The 15,608-nt window shown below is 68.4% G+C and carries 17 protein-coding genes; 7 read left to right on the top strand and 10 right to left on the bottom strand.

Going from position 1 to position 15,608, the window contains the following annotated elements; translation table 11 throughout:
* Positions 1 to 166: 166 nt before the first annotated feature.
* Positions 167 to 598: a SufE family protein gene (locus tag GH266_RS21220; protein WP_158195610.1), complete on the bottom strand. Its 432-nt coding sequence runs from the start codon at positions 596 to 598 to the stop codon at positions 167 to 169.
* A gap of 311 nt (positions 599 to 909) precedes the next feature.
* Complete coding sequence (locus tag GH266_RS21215; RefSeq protein WP_158195609.1) at positions 910 to 1,404, bottom strand: DUF5330 domain-containing protein; 495 nt, start codon at positions 1,402 to 1,404, stop codon at positions 910 to 912.
* Between the two features lie 325 nt (positions 1,405 to 1,729).
* Here GH266_RS21215 and GH266_RS21210 point away from each other — a divergent pair, with 325 nt between their 5' ends.
* The 4 genes from GH266_RS21210 (at position 1,730) to GH266_RS21195 (ending at position 5,263) form a co-directional block, all read left to right on the top strand.
* Positions 1,730 to 3,577 (top strand): sensor histidine kinase, encoded by a 1,848-nt coding sequence (locus GH266_RS21210; RefSeq protein ID WP_158195608.1) that lies wholly within the window; start codon positions 1,730 to 1,732, stop codon positions 3,575 to 3,577.
* A gap of 23 nt (positions 3,578 to 3,600) precedes the next feature.
* Positions 3,601 to 4,512 carry a peptidoglycan-binding domain-containing protein gene (locus tag GH266_RS23290; protein WP_199270396.1) on the top strand — a complete coding sequence of 304 codons (912 nt, stop codon included), beginning with the start codon at positions 3,601 to 3,603 and terminating at the stop codon, positions 4,510 to 4,512.
* A 52-nt stretch (positions 4,513 to 4,564) separates the two neighbouring features.
* The gene (locus GH266_RS21200) at positions 4,565 to 4,906 is read left to right on the top strand and encodes a DUF1491 family protein (protein ID WP_158195607.1); all 342 of its coding nucleotides are present in this window, start codon (positions 4,565 to 4,567) and stop codon (positions 4,904 to 4,906) included.
* Positions 4,907 to 4,990: 84 nt separating this feature from the next.
* Entirely contained in the window at positions 4,991 to 5,263 is a 273-nt protein-coding gene (locus GH266_RS21195) for a hypothetical protein (RefSeq protein WP_158195606.1), read from the top strand.
* 19 nt (positions 5,264 to 5,282) lie between these two features.
* Here the strand turns inward: GH266_RS21195 and GH266_RS21190 are convergent, their stop codons facing one another.
* From GH266_RS21190 to GH266_RS21180, 3 genes are all read right to left on the bottom strand, one after another.
* A complete protein-coding gene (locus GH266_RS21190) occupies positions 5,283 to 6,998 on the bottom strand; it encodes an ABC transporter permease (RefSeq protein WP_158195605.1) in 1,716 nt (571 codons plus the stop codon).
* Positions 6,999 to 7,005: 7 nt separating this feature from the next.
* Complete coding sequence (locus GH266_RS21185) at positions 7,006 to 7,983, bottom strand: ABC transporter substrate-binding protein (RefSeq protein ID WP_425329577.1); 978 nt, start codon at positions 7,981 to 7,983, stop codon at positions 7,006 to 7,008.
* 145 nt (positions 7,984 to 8,128) lie between these two features.
* Positions 8,129 to 9,340: a DUF2336 domain-containing protein gene (locus tag GH266_RS21180; protein WP_158195603.1), complete on the bottom strand. Its 1,212-nt coding sequence runs from the start codon at positions 9,338 to 9,340 to the stop codon at positions 8,129 to 8,131.
* A 287-nt stretch (positions 9,341 to 9,627) separates the two neighbouring features.
* Here GH266_RS21180 and GH266_RS21175 point away from each other — a divergent pair, with 287 nt between their 5' ends.
* The 3 genes from GH266_RS21175 to GH266_RS21165 all read left to right on the top strand — a co-directional run bounded on the left by GH266_RS21175 (position 9,628) and on the right by GH266_RS21165 (position 11,978).
* Positions 9,628 to 9,852, top strand: coding sequence for a hypothetical protein (locus tag GH266_RS21175; RefSeq protein WP_158195602.1), 225 nt, complete (start codon positions 9,628 to 9,630; stop codon positions 9,850 to 9,852).
* A gap of 55 nt (positions 9,853 to 9,907) precedes the next feature.
* Positions 9,908 to 10,795: a hypothetical protein gene (locus GH266_RS21170; RefSeq protein ID WP_209001501.1), complete on the top strand. Its 888-nt coding sequence runs from the start codon at positions 9,908 to 9,910 to the stop codon at positions 10,793 to 10,795.
* Between the two features lie 130 nt (positions 10,796 to 10,925).
* The gene (locus tag GH266_RS21165) at positions 10,926 to 11,978 is read left to right on the top strand and encodes an ABC transporter ATP-binding protein (RefSeq protein ID WP_158195601.1); all 1,053 of its coding nucleotides are present in this window, start codon (positions 10,926 to 10,928) and stop codon (positions 11,976 to 11,978) included.
* Positions 11,979 to 12,101: 123 nt separating this feature from the next.
* On the opposite strand, the gene GH266_RS21160 is transcribed toward GH266_RS21165, so the two are convergent.
* The 5 genes from GH266_RS21160 to GH266_RS21140 all read right to left on the bottom strand — a co-directional run bounded on the left by GH266_RS21160 (position 12,102) and on the right by GH266_RS21140 (position 15,608).
* Positions 12,102 to 12,518 carry a Ros/MucR family transcriptional regulator gene (locus GH266_RS21160; RefSeq protein ID WP_158195600.1) on the bottom strand — a complete coding sequence of 139 codons (417 nt, stop codon included), beginning with the start codon at positions 12,516 to 12,518 and terminating at the stop codon, positions 12,102 to 12,104.
* Positions 12,519 to 12,857: 339 nt separating this feature from the next.
* Positions 12,858 to 13,193, bottom strand: coding sequence for a monovalent cation/H(+) antiporter subunit G (gene mnhG, locus GH266_RS21155; RefSeq protein WP_158195599.1), 336 nt, complete (start codon positions 13,191 to 13,193; stop codon positions 12,858 to 12,860).
* Complete coding sequence (locus GH266_RS21150) at positions 13,190 to 13,555, bottom strand: cation:proton antiporter (protein ID WP_158195598.1); 366 nt, start codon at positions 13,553 to 13,555, stop codon at positions 13,190 to 13,192. The genes mnhG and GH266_RS21150 overlap by 4 nt, the downstream gene beginning before the upstream one ends.
* Positions 13,552 to 14,028 (bottom strand): Na+/H+ antiporter subunit E, encoded by a 477-nt coding sequence (locus GH266_RS21145; protein WP_067221908.1) that lies wholly within the window; start codon positions 14,026 to 14,028, stop codon positions 13,552 to 13,554. The genes GH266_RS21150 and GH266_RS21145 overlap by 4 nt, the downstream gene beginning before the upstream one ends.
* Positions 14,025 to 15,608: a Na+/H+ antiporter subunit D gene (locus GH266_RS21140; RefSeq protein WP_158195597.1), complete on the bottom strand. Its 1,584-nt coding sequence runs from the start codon at positions 15,606 to 15,608 to the stop codon at positions 14,025 to 14,027. Before GH266_RS21140 ends, GH266_RS21145 begins: the two co-directional genes overlap by 4 nt.

The raw sequence follows: 15,608 nt of genomic DNA, 5'->3' as shown, positions 1-15,608 counted from the left end.
GAGCGCTGCTGCAACCGCCCTCGGCTCTCCGATCCCGGATCTGCAGGCTTCGCCTGCGTCCGGGAGGACGCAAAAAGTGACCGCGTCCGGAGGACGCAAAAGGAGAGGCTTCCGTCCGGGAGGACGAGGGAGGAGCTTGCGTGCCGGAGGACGAAGGGGGCCTGCCTCAGGCCTCGGCCAGCGCTGCGCGGGCGTCCGCGCGGATGCGCTCGACCATCGACTTCAGGCCGTTCGCCCGCTGCGCCGACAGGTGCTCCTTGAGGCCGATGCGCGAAAAGATCTCGTCGATATCGGTCTTGGCGATCTCCGCGGCGCTGCGCCCGGAATAGGTGGCGAGCACGATGGCGACCAGCCCCTTGACGATATGGGCGTCGCTGTCGCCCTGGAACACCAGGCGCGGCGCGCCGCCCTCGTCCTGCTCCACCGACTTCACCAGCCAGACCTGCGAGGCGCAGCCGCGCACCTTGTTGGCGTCGGTGCGTTCCTCTTCCGGGAACTCCGGCAGCATCCGCCCCAGCTCGATCACGTAGCGGTAGCGGTCGTCCCAGTCTTCGAGGAAGTCGAAGTTCTCAAGGATGTCGTCGAGCGGCGGGATCATGGGCAGCCATTGGTCTTTGGGCGGTCTTTGAACGGAACGCGGAGCGGGTCGGACTTTCGTGACCCGCTATATAGTCCGCCGGGCCGAAGATGGAAACCGGGGGGAGGCCGTCGGCTTTTCCGGAAAGGACAGACAGCAAAGAAAAAGCCCGCGGGCGAACAGGGCAGCAGTTCACCCGCGGGCGGCGGTAGGGTCCGCCTTCAGTTTGCGCAAAAACGTCAAGAGGCTTGCGGCAATCCCGGGCAGCGGGCGCGCCCGCCGGGCCGGGGATTGGCTGCCGGCGAAACGGATCGCCGGGAAAAAGCTTCGGATCAGACCGGACGGTCGGCGCCCTTGGGACGGGGCAGCGGGACCGGGCCGTGGCCGGGCGCCGGGATCGGCGCGACCTGGGCCGAACGCTGCCCGGCGGTTGCCTCGGCGGCAGCCGGTGTCGCCGGAGCACTCGGCGCCTCGGCGGTGGTCGCGGGTTCGCCCTTCGGCAGCGCCCAGACCGGCTCCAGGTCGGTCGCGGTCAGCGTGCCGGTCGCGCCGGTGGTCAGCTCGCCGTTCTCGTCCAGGTACTCGTAGATCATCCGCGCGCTGACCTTGGCCTTGGCGCTGATCTGCGAGATCGCCTGGCCGCCGGTTTCGCAGGTCTGCGGATTGCGTTCGCAGAAGCCCGAGAGGTCGCTGATCGTCGACTGGGCCGCGAAGAACGCGGTCACAGGGTTGATGCCGGCGCTCTCCTTGCCGTCCTCGCCGGTGTCTATCGGCAGGATCAGCAGCACGAGCGCGATCCAGAATGCGCATCTGAGAAGAAAGAACATGGGTGCCGCCCTTGGTTGTCATTTCTGCTTCGGGGCCGGTCGCCGACATGCGGTCGCCGGATCCGTTATGCCCGCAATGTAGCACGCATCCGCCAACGCCGGGTTGAGTCGCCGCTCTCAATTTTTCGCAATTTCGAGACGAGTTTTCGCAAAATTCGTCTCAAATTTTATCGAAATTCCAAGGCCCTTCCGCAGGCCCTTTGGCGCGCTGTTCCGCCCCTTCGCTCCACCGGGAAAACTTGAGGTTTCATGGTTCCTTAAGCCGTTCCTGTGACCATCGCGGCACAACAGGTCGAGCAAACGGCCACGCGCCGGAAAGACGAGAATGATGCCAGCATTGCAGGATCGGCTGAGGCTTGCGGCAAGCCATGTCGATGCCCTGGTCCACCCGGATGCGGCCCATGAAACGGCCGCCCGCGCCAGCCACGGCGCCTTCATCCGCGGGCATCTCGCCTGCGGCGCGCTGGCGCTCGCCCTGCTGCCCCTGATGCTCGCCTTCAATGGAATCACCACCCTGGCGGTCGCGCTGATTCTCGGCTGGCTGACGGCGCACCTGCCGCTTGCCATGTATGTCTCGCGCACCGGCGAACTCGCCCGGGGACAGATCGCCTCGGCGCTGCTCTTTGCGGTGAGCTTCGGCGTTCTCGCCGCGCTGACCGGCGGGCTTTCCTCGCCGGTGCTGCCGCTGCTGGTGCTCGCTCCGGTAGAGGCGGCAATCGCCGGCCGGCGGCGCGGGATTGTCCTCGTCGTTGCCGTGACGCTGGCGATGGCCGTCGGCCCCGCGCTTGCCGGGCTGACGATGCCTGCGGCCGCCGACCCCATCGGCGGTTTCCTGCCCGTTCCGCTGCTGGCCGTGACGCTTGCCGTGCTCTACGCCGGCCTGCTGGCGCTGCGTGTGGGTGCCGCCACCCGCCGGCGCGAGACAGATCTTGTCCGCCGCGAGACGCGCACGAACCTGGCCGCGCGGCTTGCCGGCGAGGCCGTGCTGCGGCATGGGCCCAATGGGCGCGTGGAGGAGGCCGGCGAGGCCGCCGCGCGTATCCTGGGGCTCGGCCATCCGGCAGCAGCGGCACGGGAATTGGCCGGCGACGGGCTCTTCGCCCGCGTCCATGTCGGCGACCGTCCGGCCTATCTCAAGGCCCTCAGCGATGCCGCTGCGGACGGGGCGGTGCAGTGCCTGCGGCTGCGCCTGCGCCGCGGCGGCACCCAGCCCGGCGAGGCCGGCCGGCCAGGCTATGTCACGGCCGAACTGACCGTCCATCCGGCGCCGGACGGCGAGGACGGCGTCTTCAGCGTGCTGCGCGACGTCACGGCCGAGACGACCCTTGCCACGGAGCGCGACACGGCGCTCGCCGAGGCCGAGAAGGCCCGCGAGGCGCATTCCCGGTTCCTGGCCACCGTCAGCCACGAATTGCGCACGCCGCTCAACGCGATCCTGGGCTTTTCCGAGCTTTTGAGCGGGGATACGCCGTCCGGTGCCGCCACCGATCCGCAGCGGGTGCGCGACTATGCCGGCACCATCCACCAGTCGGGCAGCCACCTGCTGCAGCTGGTCAACGACATGCTCAACATGGCGCGGATCGAGACCGGCCATTTCGACATCGTCGCCGAACGCTTCGACCTGCGGACGTGCCTCGAGAGCTGCCGCCGGATGATGGAGCCGGAGGCTGCCCGGCTCGGCCTGCGGCTGACGGCCGACCTGCCGCTGTCGCTCGGCGAGGTGAGCGCGGATCCGCGCGCCTGCCGCCAGATCGCCTTGAATCTGCTGTCGAATGCGCTGAAATTCACGCCCGAGGGCGGCCGTGTCGTCCTCTTCGCCCGCAGCGAGCCGCAGGGCTTCGTCTTCGGCGTGCGCGACAGCGGCATCGGCATCGCACCGGCCGACCACCAGCGGGTGACCGAGCCTTTCGTGCAGGTGAGTGCCGGCCTGGCGCGGCTGCATGACGGCGCCGGCCTCGGCCTTGCCGTGGTCAAGGGACTGGCCGCCCTGAGCGGCGGCCGGATGACGCTGGACAGCCGCGAGGGGGAAGGCACCTGCGTCAGCGTCGCCCTGCCCTCGCTGGCCGCCGACGCGGGGATATCCGCCCCGCGGCCGACACTTTCGCAAAGGCTTGCGGCGCCCCGGGGGGAGGCCGGCCGCAGCACGGGACATGACATCAAGCGCAGCGCATGAGCGCCAGGAAGAAGACTGAGAGAATGAGCCGTTCGCCCCGAAACCAGCCCGCTCCCGCCGCCCGGCGCGGACGACGGCACGAACCGCTGCCGCCGGCGCGCCCTGCGTCCCAGGGCCTCGGTGCGGTGGCGCTCGACAATCCGGTCGCGACCGGCGGCTGGCTGGTCATGGCGCTGACCGGCGGGCTGATCATCGCCAACGCCCTCGTCTTCCAGTCCGGCCGTCATCCGGCGCCGTTCTTCGCCACCCGCGACGCGCCGGTCAGCGCGCCGGCAGCCCCTGTCGTCACCGAGGCGCAGCTGGAGCGCCAGCGGCTGGTGCGCGACGTGCAGATGGAGCTGCGGCGCCTCGGCATGTATGGCGGCCTGCTCGACGGGCTCAATGGCCCGGCGACGGAGCGCGGGGTGCGCGCCTACCAGCGCGCGCGCGGCCTGCCCGAGACCGGAGATATCGACACCGCGCTGCTGGCGCGCCTTGCCATGGACACCGGTGCGGGCGTGGATAACCTGCCGCCCCTGCCCCCGCTGCCGCCCCAGACAGCACCCGGTCAGTCGTCCTCCGGCAACTCGTCGCCGGCCACCGCGCAAGGTTCGAACCCGACGACCGGCTCGGTGCGCACCACCCGGGTGACGCCGCCGGTGCCGGCCCCGTCCGCCCCGCGTGCCCAAACCGTCTCCGCACCGGCGAGCACCGGTCCCGTGCCGCCCGCACCGGTCGGCGGCAACGCCCTCAGCGGCGACCGCGCCCGCATCGCCCGCTTGCAGGCGGCCCTGACGGAAATGGGCTATGGTCCGATCAGCGTCGACGGATTCGCCGGCGAACAGACCGCCAACGCCATCCGCCGTTTCGAACTCGACCGCGGCCTTGCCATCACCGGCGCGCTCGGCCCCCTGGTCGAGCAGGAGGTGGAAAAGGTGCTCGGCCGGCCGCTGTAAGGCCAGGACGGGCCGGGCCGAGCGCCCGGCTGCGCCCCGCGAAAGGACTGCCATGCGCCTGACGTCCGGTTTCTGGGTCTCGGCCCTGATCCGCCGCTGCTTCGGCGAGAATGCCTGGGCCGGTGTGATCTCCAGGGGCGCGGAGGAGGCCGGTGCCATTTATCTGGTTGTCGACCGGCGCGACGGCACCTGCGACCTCTACGGCCCTGCCCCGCAAAGCCTGTTCATGGACGCGCCCATCGGCGACCGGCTGTTCGAGCGCCTTGCCGAGCGCGCCGAACGGGAGGTGGTCGAGGCACGGCTTGCCTCCGAGCGGCGCATGGACCCCGACATCTGGGTGGTCGAGATCGAGGATCGCGACGGCCGCACCTTCTGGGACGTCGCGTCCGATTGAGCGCCGATCCCTTGCCGCCGAGCACCTATCCCCGCCCCCTCCCGCCGGCCGCATACTGGCTTTCGAAAGACGGGAGCGGGGCCGATGGCGAAGAAGTATACGGGCGGCAGCGGTGACGGGGATATCCCGCTTTCGGACATCCATGCGAGGGTGACGGCGCGGCTCGGCGTGCCGGCGGGGATATCGCGCGCCGAAAAGATCCGCTGGCTGGACCGCGCGGCGGCCATGGAGCGGCAGCTCGGCCTCGCCCGCTCCTGGGCGCACGATCCCAACCGGCTTGTGGCGCTCCGACAGGCCCGAGCGCTCGCCGCCGCACTAGCCGAAGCGTGCGACCGCAGCCCGCAGGTCCGGCAGTAGTCCGGGCGAGATCTTTCCGTCAGTCCTTCCAGGGAATGGCGCCGGCCGGCACATGGCGGGCGAGCCCGTTGACCGCCAGCATAACCAGCACCGTCGCCACCACGGTGATGCTCGACATGGCGGCGGCGAGCGTCGTGTAGCCGCCGTCCTCGTAGTTGAAGATCGTCGTGCCGATGGTCTCGTTGCCGCTCGACCACAGCAGCGCGGAGACCGTCACCTCGTTGTAGGAGGTGAGGAAGACGAGGATAGCGCCGGAGGCGGCGGCCGGCGCGACCAGTGGCGCGTGGATCCGCACCAGGCGGCGGAAGAAGCCGGCGCCCGATACGCGCGCCGCATCGTCGAGGCTGGCATCCACCTGCATGTAGGCGGCCATCACCGAGTTGAGCCCGATGGCGAGGAACACCGCCACATAGGCCAGCAGGATGATCGCCATGGTGCCGTAGAGACTGACGCCGAGCACCGGCAGCGGGCGCAGGAACATCAGGATGAAGGCAATGGACATGACGAGGCCCGGCACCGCATAGGCGACATCCGCCTGGGCCGCGACAAGTCCGGCCAGCCGGCGCGCTATGCCGCGGCGCATGGCCAGGAAATAGCCGAGCAGGATCGACAGGCCGGCGATCAGGAGCGCGGCAAGTGCGGCCGCCACCGTCGAGTTGGCGAAGGCGCGCAGCGTCACCGCCTGGCGGAACAGGATCTCGGCATAGTTCTCCAGCGTCAGGCTGCTGGCAGCCAGCGGCAGGCCGTAGGTGCGCATCAGGGACGTGGCGAAGAGCGACAGCGCCGGCAGCAGCAAGGCGGCGGCCAGCATCAGCCAGACGGAGGCCTCGACGGGAAGACGGGCGCGGCCGAGATCGACGGCCAACGGCTGTTGCGGCAGGCCGACGAGGGCGTTGCGCATGCGCCGCTGCAGCAGGACCTGGATGGCGACGAGGCCGAGGGTGACGATGCCGAGCAGCATGGAGATGAGCGCGACATCGCCGATCACCGACGGGCCGTAGCCGGCGAGCCGGCGCCAGATCAGCACCGGCAGCGTGGTGTAGCGGGCGGGAATGCCGATCAGCGCGTTGATACCGAAATTGCCGAGGGCGCTGACGAAGGCGAGCACGAAGCCGGCCAGCAGCGAAGGCGCGAGCAGCGGCAGCGTGATGCGCCACAACAGGCGCGGCGCGCGGGCGCCCGAGACGCGCGCAGCGTCGCTGAGTTCGCGCGGAAAGGCCCGCAGGCCCGCCCTCACCACCAGGAAGACGATGGGCATGTGCTGGAAGGAAAGCAGCGCGACGAGGCCGGCCAGCGAATAGACCGGATGCGGCGCACCGGCGGCAGGCGCCAGGCCGACCGCCTGCAGCACGGGCGATGCGGGTCCGAGCGCCTGGCTCCAGGCAATCGCCGTCACATGCGGCGGGATCATCATCGGCAGCAGGATGAGGAAGACCAGCGGCGCCTTCGCGCGCACATTGGTGAGGCCGAGAGCCAGCGCCAGCACGGTGCCGAGCACGGTGGCAAGGCAGGCGGAGAGGAAGCTGCTTTCCAGCGAGTTCCACAGGGCGCGCTGGACGGAGCGGGAGGCGAGCGTGTCGGCAAGGGGGCCGAGCGACAACCCGCCCTCACTGGTCAGGCCGATGGCGAAAAGCAACGCCAGCGGCACGCCGCACAGCAGCGTGACCAGAAAGGCGACGGCGGCGAGGGAGAGCCCCTCGCCGCCGGCGAACGTGAAGGCGGACGGACTGCGCAAGCCTCGATTACCCGCCGAAGATCTCTTCGAACTTCATCTTGTTGGCGGCATCGCCCTCAAGCGCGGCGGCCGGATCGAAGTTCAACAGCTTGATCTTGTCGCGGGCGGGGAAGCCCTTCGGCGCGGGAACGCCCGGATGCGCCGGCAGGTAGCCCTGCGAGGCGGCAAGGGCCTGGCCCTCTTCCGAGATCAGGAAATCGACGAAGGCCTTGGCGGCCTCGACATTCTTCGCGGTCTTGAGGATCGCGACCGGTTCGGTGACGGCGGAGACGCCCTCTTCCGGGAAGACGAACGCGACCGGCGCGCCTTCGGCTGCGCCGCGGATCGCCATGAAGTCGACCAGGAAGCCGTAGAGCTTCTCGCCGCCGGCAACCGCCTTGTAGACGCCGCCATTGCCGCCCTGGGCGAGCGCGCCCTGCTCAGCCAGCCCCTCGTAGAAGGCCCAGCCGAGATCCGGATTGCTGGTCACCGAGACCATGTGGATGGTCGCGGCGCCCGAGGTCAGCGGCGAAGGCATCGCGAAGCTGTCCTTGGCCTCCGGCTTCAACAGGTCCTTGTAGGACGCGGGAACCATCGAGGCGCCGGTGTTGTAGACGATCCCGGTGGTGATCAGCTTGGTAGAGAAGTAGGTGCGGTCCTTGTCCATGATCGCCGGATCATAGGCGGAGACGTCCGCACCCTCATGGGCGAGCAGGCGACCTTCCTTCTTCAGGCTTTCCATGGTCACCGTGTCGGCGATCAGCAGCAGGTCCGGCTGCGGGTCGCCGGCGGCAAACTCGGCCTGGAGCTTGGCCATCACCTTGGACGTGCCGTCGCGGACCCACTCGATCTCGAGCCCCGGATGCTTCGCCTTGAAGGCATCGACCGTCTGCTGCGCATCGGCATTGGGCTGGGAGGTGTACAGCACCAGCTTGCCGGACAGGTCGGCGAAGGCCGGCGTTGCGAGCGAAACCGTCATGAGGGCTGCGAGCAGCTTGGTCTTGATCATGCGAAACCCCGTGAATGGCGTGTTGTCCCGTTCGTCGCGAGCGGGTGAACAGGGGCCATAGCAGGCGCATGTAACAGTTTCTTGTGCCCCGGCCCAGACACCGGGGAAGACGCCGGGGATTTTTTACAAGGCTGTCCGGCGGTCAGCCGGCGTCGCGGCGCGAGGGAACGCTGGCGGGAGAGGAGGACGGCACGAGCGTGCGCCCGCCCTGCCCGTCGCGGCGCTCGGCATGGGACAGACCGCCATAGGGCGAGGCGAGACCGGACGCCCGGGCGCGGCCGGCGGCCGGGCGCTGCGCCTCCTCGCGGGCAGCGGCCAGCTGCGCGATGGTGGCCGCCGGGCCGGCATGCAGTCCCTCCATCACCATCATCGCCGCACGCGGGGTGACCCGGTCATGCAGGGCAAGGAGAGCGCGCAAATGCTCCAGCGCCGCGGTCTGGCCGAGCACCCGCACGAGAACCCGGCCGCTCTCGCTGTCGCCGGTCCCGAGTGCCCGCAGCGCCAGCACGAGCGCCTCGCCGCCGGGATCGTCGACGATGCGAGCCGCCGTCTCCGCCGGCAGGGCCAGTGCATGGGCAAGGCGGGCGGCAAAGACGGCGAGGCCGCCGGACAGCGCCGCCTCGACCAGCGCGGCCAGCACGGCGGGCTTGAAGGCAACGTTGAGAAGTTTCGGATCGCCCCGGCGGGCCAGTTCGGCAAGAGCACGCGCTTCCGCCGCCGCAATCGCCTCCATGCGTCCCGTGCGGTCGAGGTCGAGGAACAGGGCGAAGAGCAGCGGCGCGGGCAGGGCATGACGGCGGGCAAGGTCCGCGGCGAGCGCGCGCAGCATGTCCTCGCGCGCCGACAGAAGCTCCAGGACGCGCTCGTCGGGCGGGCAGTCGGGACGGGCCAGCAGCACCTTCAGCGTCGCCGCGTCGGCATGGCGCAGCAGCACGCCGGCAACGCTCTCCGGCATCTGAGAGCGCGCGGCGATGGCCCGGTGGACGGCGGCATCGCCGCTGGCTGCACGCGAGATCAGGTCGGTTTCCGGCAAGGCTCCCTCGCCGGCAAGGGCCGCGGCGGCAATCTCGCTATCGGGATCGGCGGCGAGCAGGCTGAGGCATTCCGACGGCGCCTCGGGAACGGCGGCGAGCAGCTGTGCGATGGTGAGCCGGTGCTCGGCCGGCGTCTCGGGCAGCAGCTGGCGGAACAGCTCGGCGAAGATGCGGCGTTCGGCGGTGTCGTGCCCCTGGCGGGCGACGTAGAGTTCGGTGGCGGCCAGCAACAGCCCGGCCTTGCGGGCCCCGCCCGGCTCCATCGGCAGGTCGAGCACGCCCTCCATCGCCCTGTGGTGCGGACGACGGCGGTCCTGCACGCTCTCCTCGGGGATAGCGCCAGGGGACAAGGTCTTGGCTGAAACGTCGAAAGAACTGGACACGGGCCGGGACTGCCTGCGCTACGCATTTACACGCGCCCCTCGCCATCGGCCCCTTACGCAGAGAACCTCTTGGAGACGGACTGCGTAAAACTGCCAGAAAAGCGTTAGCGAGTTGTTAACCCTGACTCGTTCCTACTAACCTTACGGCAGTTGGTTTCGCGTGACCTGCCAGGGGTCTGGGGCCGGAGCGCCACCGCGCACCGGGTTGGCTCATGGAGGGTGCTATGGGCACTGTGCTGAACTTCCACTGCGGCACTCGGTTTGGGCGCCTTTCCCGGCGAGCCCTGCCGCGCGGCCGCCATGGCTCGGCCGAGATCGTCATCTTTCCCGGCGTGAGGGTCGAGCGTCACGACGACGTGCAAGCGCTTGATCTCGGCGCGCGAATCGGGCGCAAACAGGATAGCCTTGCGCATCCGGGCCTGGACCGCGATCCCGGCAAGGCTCACTGAGCCGGACCGCCCGTCCCACCCGGGGCGCGGGGGTCGCGAGGGGAAAGAGCAAAGCGTGACGATCCGCCGTCCGACAGTGCGCGCGGCCATGGCCGAACGGCCGGGGCTCGCAAGGCGTCAGAGCGCACCGCGCCCTGCCCTTTCGCGTGCGCTGCTGCTTGCCTCCGCCTGCCTTGCCGCTGCGACGCTTGCCGCCTGCCAGCGGCCGACGGGCGATTTCGGCCGCCCTGCCCCTTCGGTCATCCACGACCGCCTGATGCCGCAGATGGGTTCGGAGCTAGCTGTGGCGCGCGGCGAACCGATGTCGCGCTTCAACCTTACGGACGACGAACGCGAACTGCGCGACCGCGGCTGGACGCTGATCCGCCCGCCGGCAAGCGAGGACTGGATCGAGGGCACGCGCACCGAGCTGATCCGCACGCGGATCCTGCCGGAAAGCGCCAACAAGCTGGATCCGGACCGCTACTATTCCTATCTGCGCTCGGACAAGTACCGCTCCAGCGAGGTGCGCTACGACAAGGTGGCGGCCGACGCGCGTGCGGATGCCGAGCTCGTTCCGCCCTTCTGCGAGGTGGCGACCCGGGTGATGGCCGCCGACGAGGAGCGGCTGCGCGCCCTCGGCCGACGCGAGATCTCCACCAAGGAGGAACTAGCGGGCGCCCAGGCGCGGGTGTGGGAGAACCGCCGCTATATCGACTGGGCCGGCCAGGCGCTGCGCTACCGCCTCGTCTCCTACCGCAACGCCATCGACGCGCTGGAGATCGAGACACCTTCCCACAACAAGGTGTGGGACGCCAATGTCGCCTGGAAGAAGCTCGCCGCCGAGGTGGTGCTGCTGGAAAAGGGCTGCGAGGCGATCAACCGCTACGGCCAGGAAGAGGACGCGCGGCGCTCGCGCATCTATTCCAACTGGGGCACGGAGCGGCCGGCACCCGTGAAGTGAGCCGGCAGGCAGCGCGCTGTCACGCAATCCTCACACAGCCATGCGATGGGGCGCGCTTGCGGGCGGTCGCCCGCACGGTTAAGCACATCGCCACGCCGCCCTCCCGACCTCAGCACAGTACCGGAGCCCCATGTCGGTTTCCCTTCGCGCGCTGACCAAGCGCTTCGGCCCGCAGACGGCCGTTTCCGACATCACGCTGGACGTGGAAGCGGGCAGCTTCTTCGCCATTCTCGGCCCCTCCGGCTGCGGCAAGTCCACCTTGCTGCGGCTGATCGCGGGCCTCGAGACGCCCGACGGGGGCGAGATCGCCATCGGCGGCGAAACGGTCGCCTCGCCGTCCCGGCATGTGCCGCCGGAGGCGCGCAATGTCGGCGTGGTGTTCCAGTCCTATGCGCTGTGGCCGCATATGAGCGTGCACGACAACGTCGCCTTTCCGGTGGAGAGCGCCGGGCTTGCCGCAAGCGAGCGCAAGGGGCGGGTCGAGGCCAGCCTCGACAAGGTGGGCCTCACGGCCTTCGCGGCGCGCAAGCCTGCCTCCCTGTCGGGAGGCCAGCGCCAGCGCGTCGCCCTCGCCCGCTGCCTCGCGCAGCAGGCCGGCACCATCCTGATGGACGAGCCGCTGGCCAATCTCGACCCGCATCTGCGCCAGTCGATGGAAGAGGAACTGGCGCTGTTCCACCGCCAGACCGGCGCAACGACGCTCTACATCACCCACGACCAGCGCGAGGCCATGGCGCTGGCCGACCGTATCGCGATCCTGTGGGAAGGTCGGCTGTTGCAGGCGGCCAGCCCCGAGACGGTGTATCAGCGCCCCGCCGCCGAGCGGGTCGCCCGCTTCATCGGCCGCTCGGCCCTGACAAGGGTGAACGTGGCCGCGGCGGAAAACGGCATGGCGCAGGTGAAGTCGGGTAGCCAGACGCTTCAGGTGCGCGCCCCCAACGATGCGCGCCCCGGAGCCGGTAGGGTGGTGCTGCGGCCGGAGGACATCCGGGCCGAGGCCGGCGACGGCGCGCTGAGTGCGACGGTCCTGCATGCGAGCTATCGCGGCGGCTTCTTCGAAGCGACGGCCGAACTGACCGGTATCGACGAGCCGCTGGTCCTGCACCTTTCCCGGAAGGTCACGCCCGGCGAAAGGATTCCGGTGCGCTTCACCGGCGGATGGCTGCTGCCGCAGGACGGCTGAGCCCCTTCCCTTGCCGGAAACGAGGGCCCGAAAACAAAGACCGCCGCGGATTGCTCCGCAGCGGTCTCGAACCTGTCGGCTTGCGCTTCGGCCCTGCAGCCGCGCCAAGCCGCCTGGAAGGGCTTACTTGCCGCGCTTGCGCTGCTGGCCGAGGCCCATCTTCTTCGCCAGTTCCGAACGGGCGGCCGCATAGTTCGGCGCCACCATCGGGTAGTCGGTCGGTAGGCCCCACTTCTCGCGGTACTCTTCCGGCGACATGTCGTAGTGCGTGCGCAGGTGCCGCTTCAACGACTTGAACTTCTTTCCGTCCTCGAGGCAGATGATGTAGTCGGGGGTGACCGACTTCTTCACCGGCACGGCCGGACGCAGCGGCTCCGGCTCCGGCTCGACGGTCGAACCGCTGGTGCGCTGAAGGGCGTTGTAGACCTCGTTGATCAGACCGCCGAGGTCGGACGAGGCAACGGTGTTGTTGGACACATAGGCCGAGACGATGTCGGCGGTCAGGTCGATAAGATTGTCGTCGGCGACCGTATCAGTCATTATTTCACCCATCAGTTTATTCGGGACTTTGCGAAATAGACCGACAAAAATTACGACCAGACAAGCTCAGCGTACTGTTGGGATACTGACGCGAGACAATATCTGATCTCGATTCTGTCGACCGAAACCCATATGTGTCGTATATATCGACAAAATGGCGATCACAAGAGAAATTTTTCAATGAAACCCATGTAGCTTGGCCTAAATGCCAATCGATTGCCAAGGCCGGTTTAGAATTCGCAAAAACAAGAAAAGCAGATCGCGAATATAAAGGCGAAATCTGGGCAGTTGCCCTCTCAAGAACAGGCCCGCACCGGGAGAGCGGCGCGGGCCGTAACGTCAGCTCCGATCGTCCGCCATCTCGTCGATATGCGTGTCCGCGCAGGGCTTGTACCCGGCCTGATACGCGGCCTTGGCCAGCAGATGCGCGGCAACGGGCGCCGTGAGCAGGAAGAACACGACACCGGCCAGGGCACGGGTCAGCACGTCGACCTGGCCGGCATGGACGGCAAGGGCGATCAGCATCAGGCCGGAGCCCAGCGTGCCGGCCTTCGAACCGGCATGCATGCGCATGTAGACGTCCTTCAGCCGCAACAGGCCGATGGTGGCGATCAGCGAGAAGATCGAACCGACCACCAGGACGACGCCTACGGCGATTTCGACAAACGGGGTCATCGTCCACCCTCCTCCTGCGCTGCGCGCGCCTGGACTTCGCGGATCTCGTCGACGATGGTCGGGTCCTTGGCGAGGCCCCGGTTGAGCACGAAGCGGGCGAAAGCCACGGTCGCCAGGAAACCCACAAGGCCGAGCGCGATGGCGATGTCGACATAGAGATAGTAGTCGGTCTGCACACCGATGGCGGCGATGAAGCCGATGCCGACGGCGACCAGCATGTCGAGCGCTACCACCCGGTCGGGCAGGGTCGGCCCCTTGACGATGCGCAGCACGATCAGCACGAAGGACACGGTCAGGATCGCCAGCGAGATGCTGACGCAAACGTCCAGGAAGTCGGAAGAGAAATTGGCAAGGCCGCTCATCGGAAGGCCTCCAGGATCTTGCGTTCGAAACCGTTCTTGATGTCGTCGATGGTCGCCTGCTTGTCCGGCACGTCGATGCAATGGACGTAAAGCGTGCGACGGTCGTCGGAGACGTCGACGGACAGGGTGCCGGGCGTCAGCGTGATCAGGTTGGCGAGCATGGTGATCTCGAAATCCCGGTCCACGGTGAGCGGATAGGCGATGATGCCCGGCTTCAGGTCGATCTTCGGCCGCAGCACGATGGCAGCGACACGCAGCGCAGACAGCACCAGCTCGTAGATGAACAGCAGGGCCAGCGTGCCGATCTGCCAGAACCGTCGCAGATAGCGGTCGGACCCCACCTGCTCGCGGATGATGTACAGCGCCATCATGCCGAGCACGAAGCCGAAGAAGAGGTTCACCTCGGCGAAGCTGCCGGTGACCGCGCCCCACGCAAGCGCCAGCAGGATGTTGATGAGGAAAAGGCCGGTCATTGGACGATGTCTCCGAAGACGGACCGCAGGTAGCCAAGCGGCTCGACCAGGGTCGAGGCACCGCGTTGCGCCACCTGCATCATGAACTCGGGCTGCAGGCCGATGATCACCACCAGGCCGAGCAGCAGGGCGATAGGCATCCACACGGCCGCACCGCCGACTTCGCGCGGGACAGCGAGCGAGGCAGTCAGTTGGCCGTCGGCCGTGCCTTCCGCACCGCCGCGCCAGAAGGCGTAGATCCACACCCGCCCGACGGCGATGGTCGTCAGCAAGCCGGTAAGCAGGATGGCCCCGGCGATCCAGCCATGGCCGTCGCGCAGGGCCGCATCGACCAGCAGCACCTTGGGCCAGAAGCCGGAGAACGGCGGCAGGCCGGACACGGCAAACGCCAGCATCAGGAACACCGCCGCAAGCAGCGGGCTCGCCCGGTACAGCCCCCCCAGCTCGCGCAGCGAATAGGAGCCGCCGAGCCCGCGCATGACACCGGCGGTCATGTAGAGCGCCGTCATCACCAGGATCGAATGGACGGCATAGAAGATCGCACCCGCCATGGCCGGACCGCTGCCGATGGCAAGGCCCGCCAGCATGGAGCCGATGCCCGAGATGACCAGATAGCCGAGCAGACGGCGCAGGTCGGTCTGGGCCAGCGCTCCGATCACGCCGGTCAACATGGTGGTGATGGCGACGACGGCGATCAGGTCGGACAGCGCCAGCCGGGCCTCCGGCATCAGCAGGCCGAAGATGCGCAGCAGCGCATAGACGCCGACCTTGGTCAGCAGGCCGGCGAAGACCGCGGCCACGACGATACGCGGCGTGTGGTAGGAGGCCGGCAGCCAGAAATTGACCGGGAAGGCGGCTGCCTTCATCGCGAAGGCCAGGAAGTAGAGCACAGCCACCGTCATCAGCGGACCGTCGACGCCGCTGGATGCCGCCTTGCGGGCGATATCGGCCATGTTGAGCGTGCCGAGGATGCCGTAGAGAAGGCCGGTGGCGATCAGGAACAGCGTCGTGGCGATGATGTTGAGCAGGGCATACTTGACCGCACCATCGAGCTGGGCGCGCTCGTTGCCGAGCACCAGCAGGCCGAAGGACGAAATCAGCAGCACCTCGAACCAGACATAGAGGTTGAAGATGTCGCCGGTCAGGAAGGCGCCGCAGACGCCGGTCATCATCAGCAGCAGGAACGGATAGAAGCCGTAGCGCCGGCCGGAACTGTCGATGTCGTTGATGCCGAAGACAGCGGCGGCCAGGGCCACGATGGACGAGGTCAGCGCCAGGGTCGCGCCCATCGCATCCACCGTGAAGGCGATGCCGAAGGGCGGCAGCCAGTTGCCGGCGACCATGGTCAGCACGCCCTTGTCGAGGACGCGGGCGAGCAAGCCTGCGCAGGCGAGAACCAGCAGCGTCAGGAAGATGATCGCGATCTTCGGCTGGGAGGCCGTGTTCTTTCGCGTCATCAGACAGAGCGCGCCACCGAGAATGGTGATGACCAGCGGAGCGATCATCAGCCAGTCACCCGGCGGGACCGCATCCATCCGCATGGCCTGCGAAAGATCAACGGAATAGTCGGAAGCGGCCAT

This window comes from Stappia indica (assembly GCF_009789575.1).
GTDB classification, from domain to species: Bacteria; Pseudomonadota; Alphaproteobacteria; order Rhizobiales; family Stappiaceae; genus Stappia; species Stappia indica_A.
This window is presented reverse-complemented; position numbering and strand designations above follow the sequence as displayed.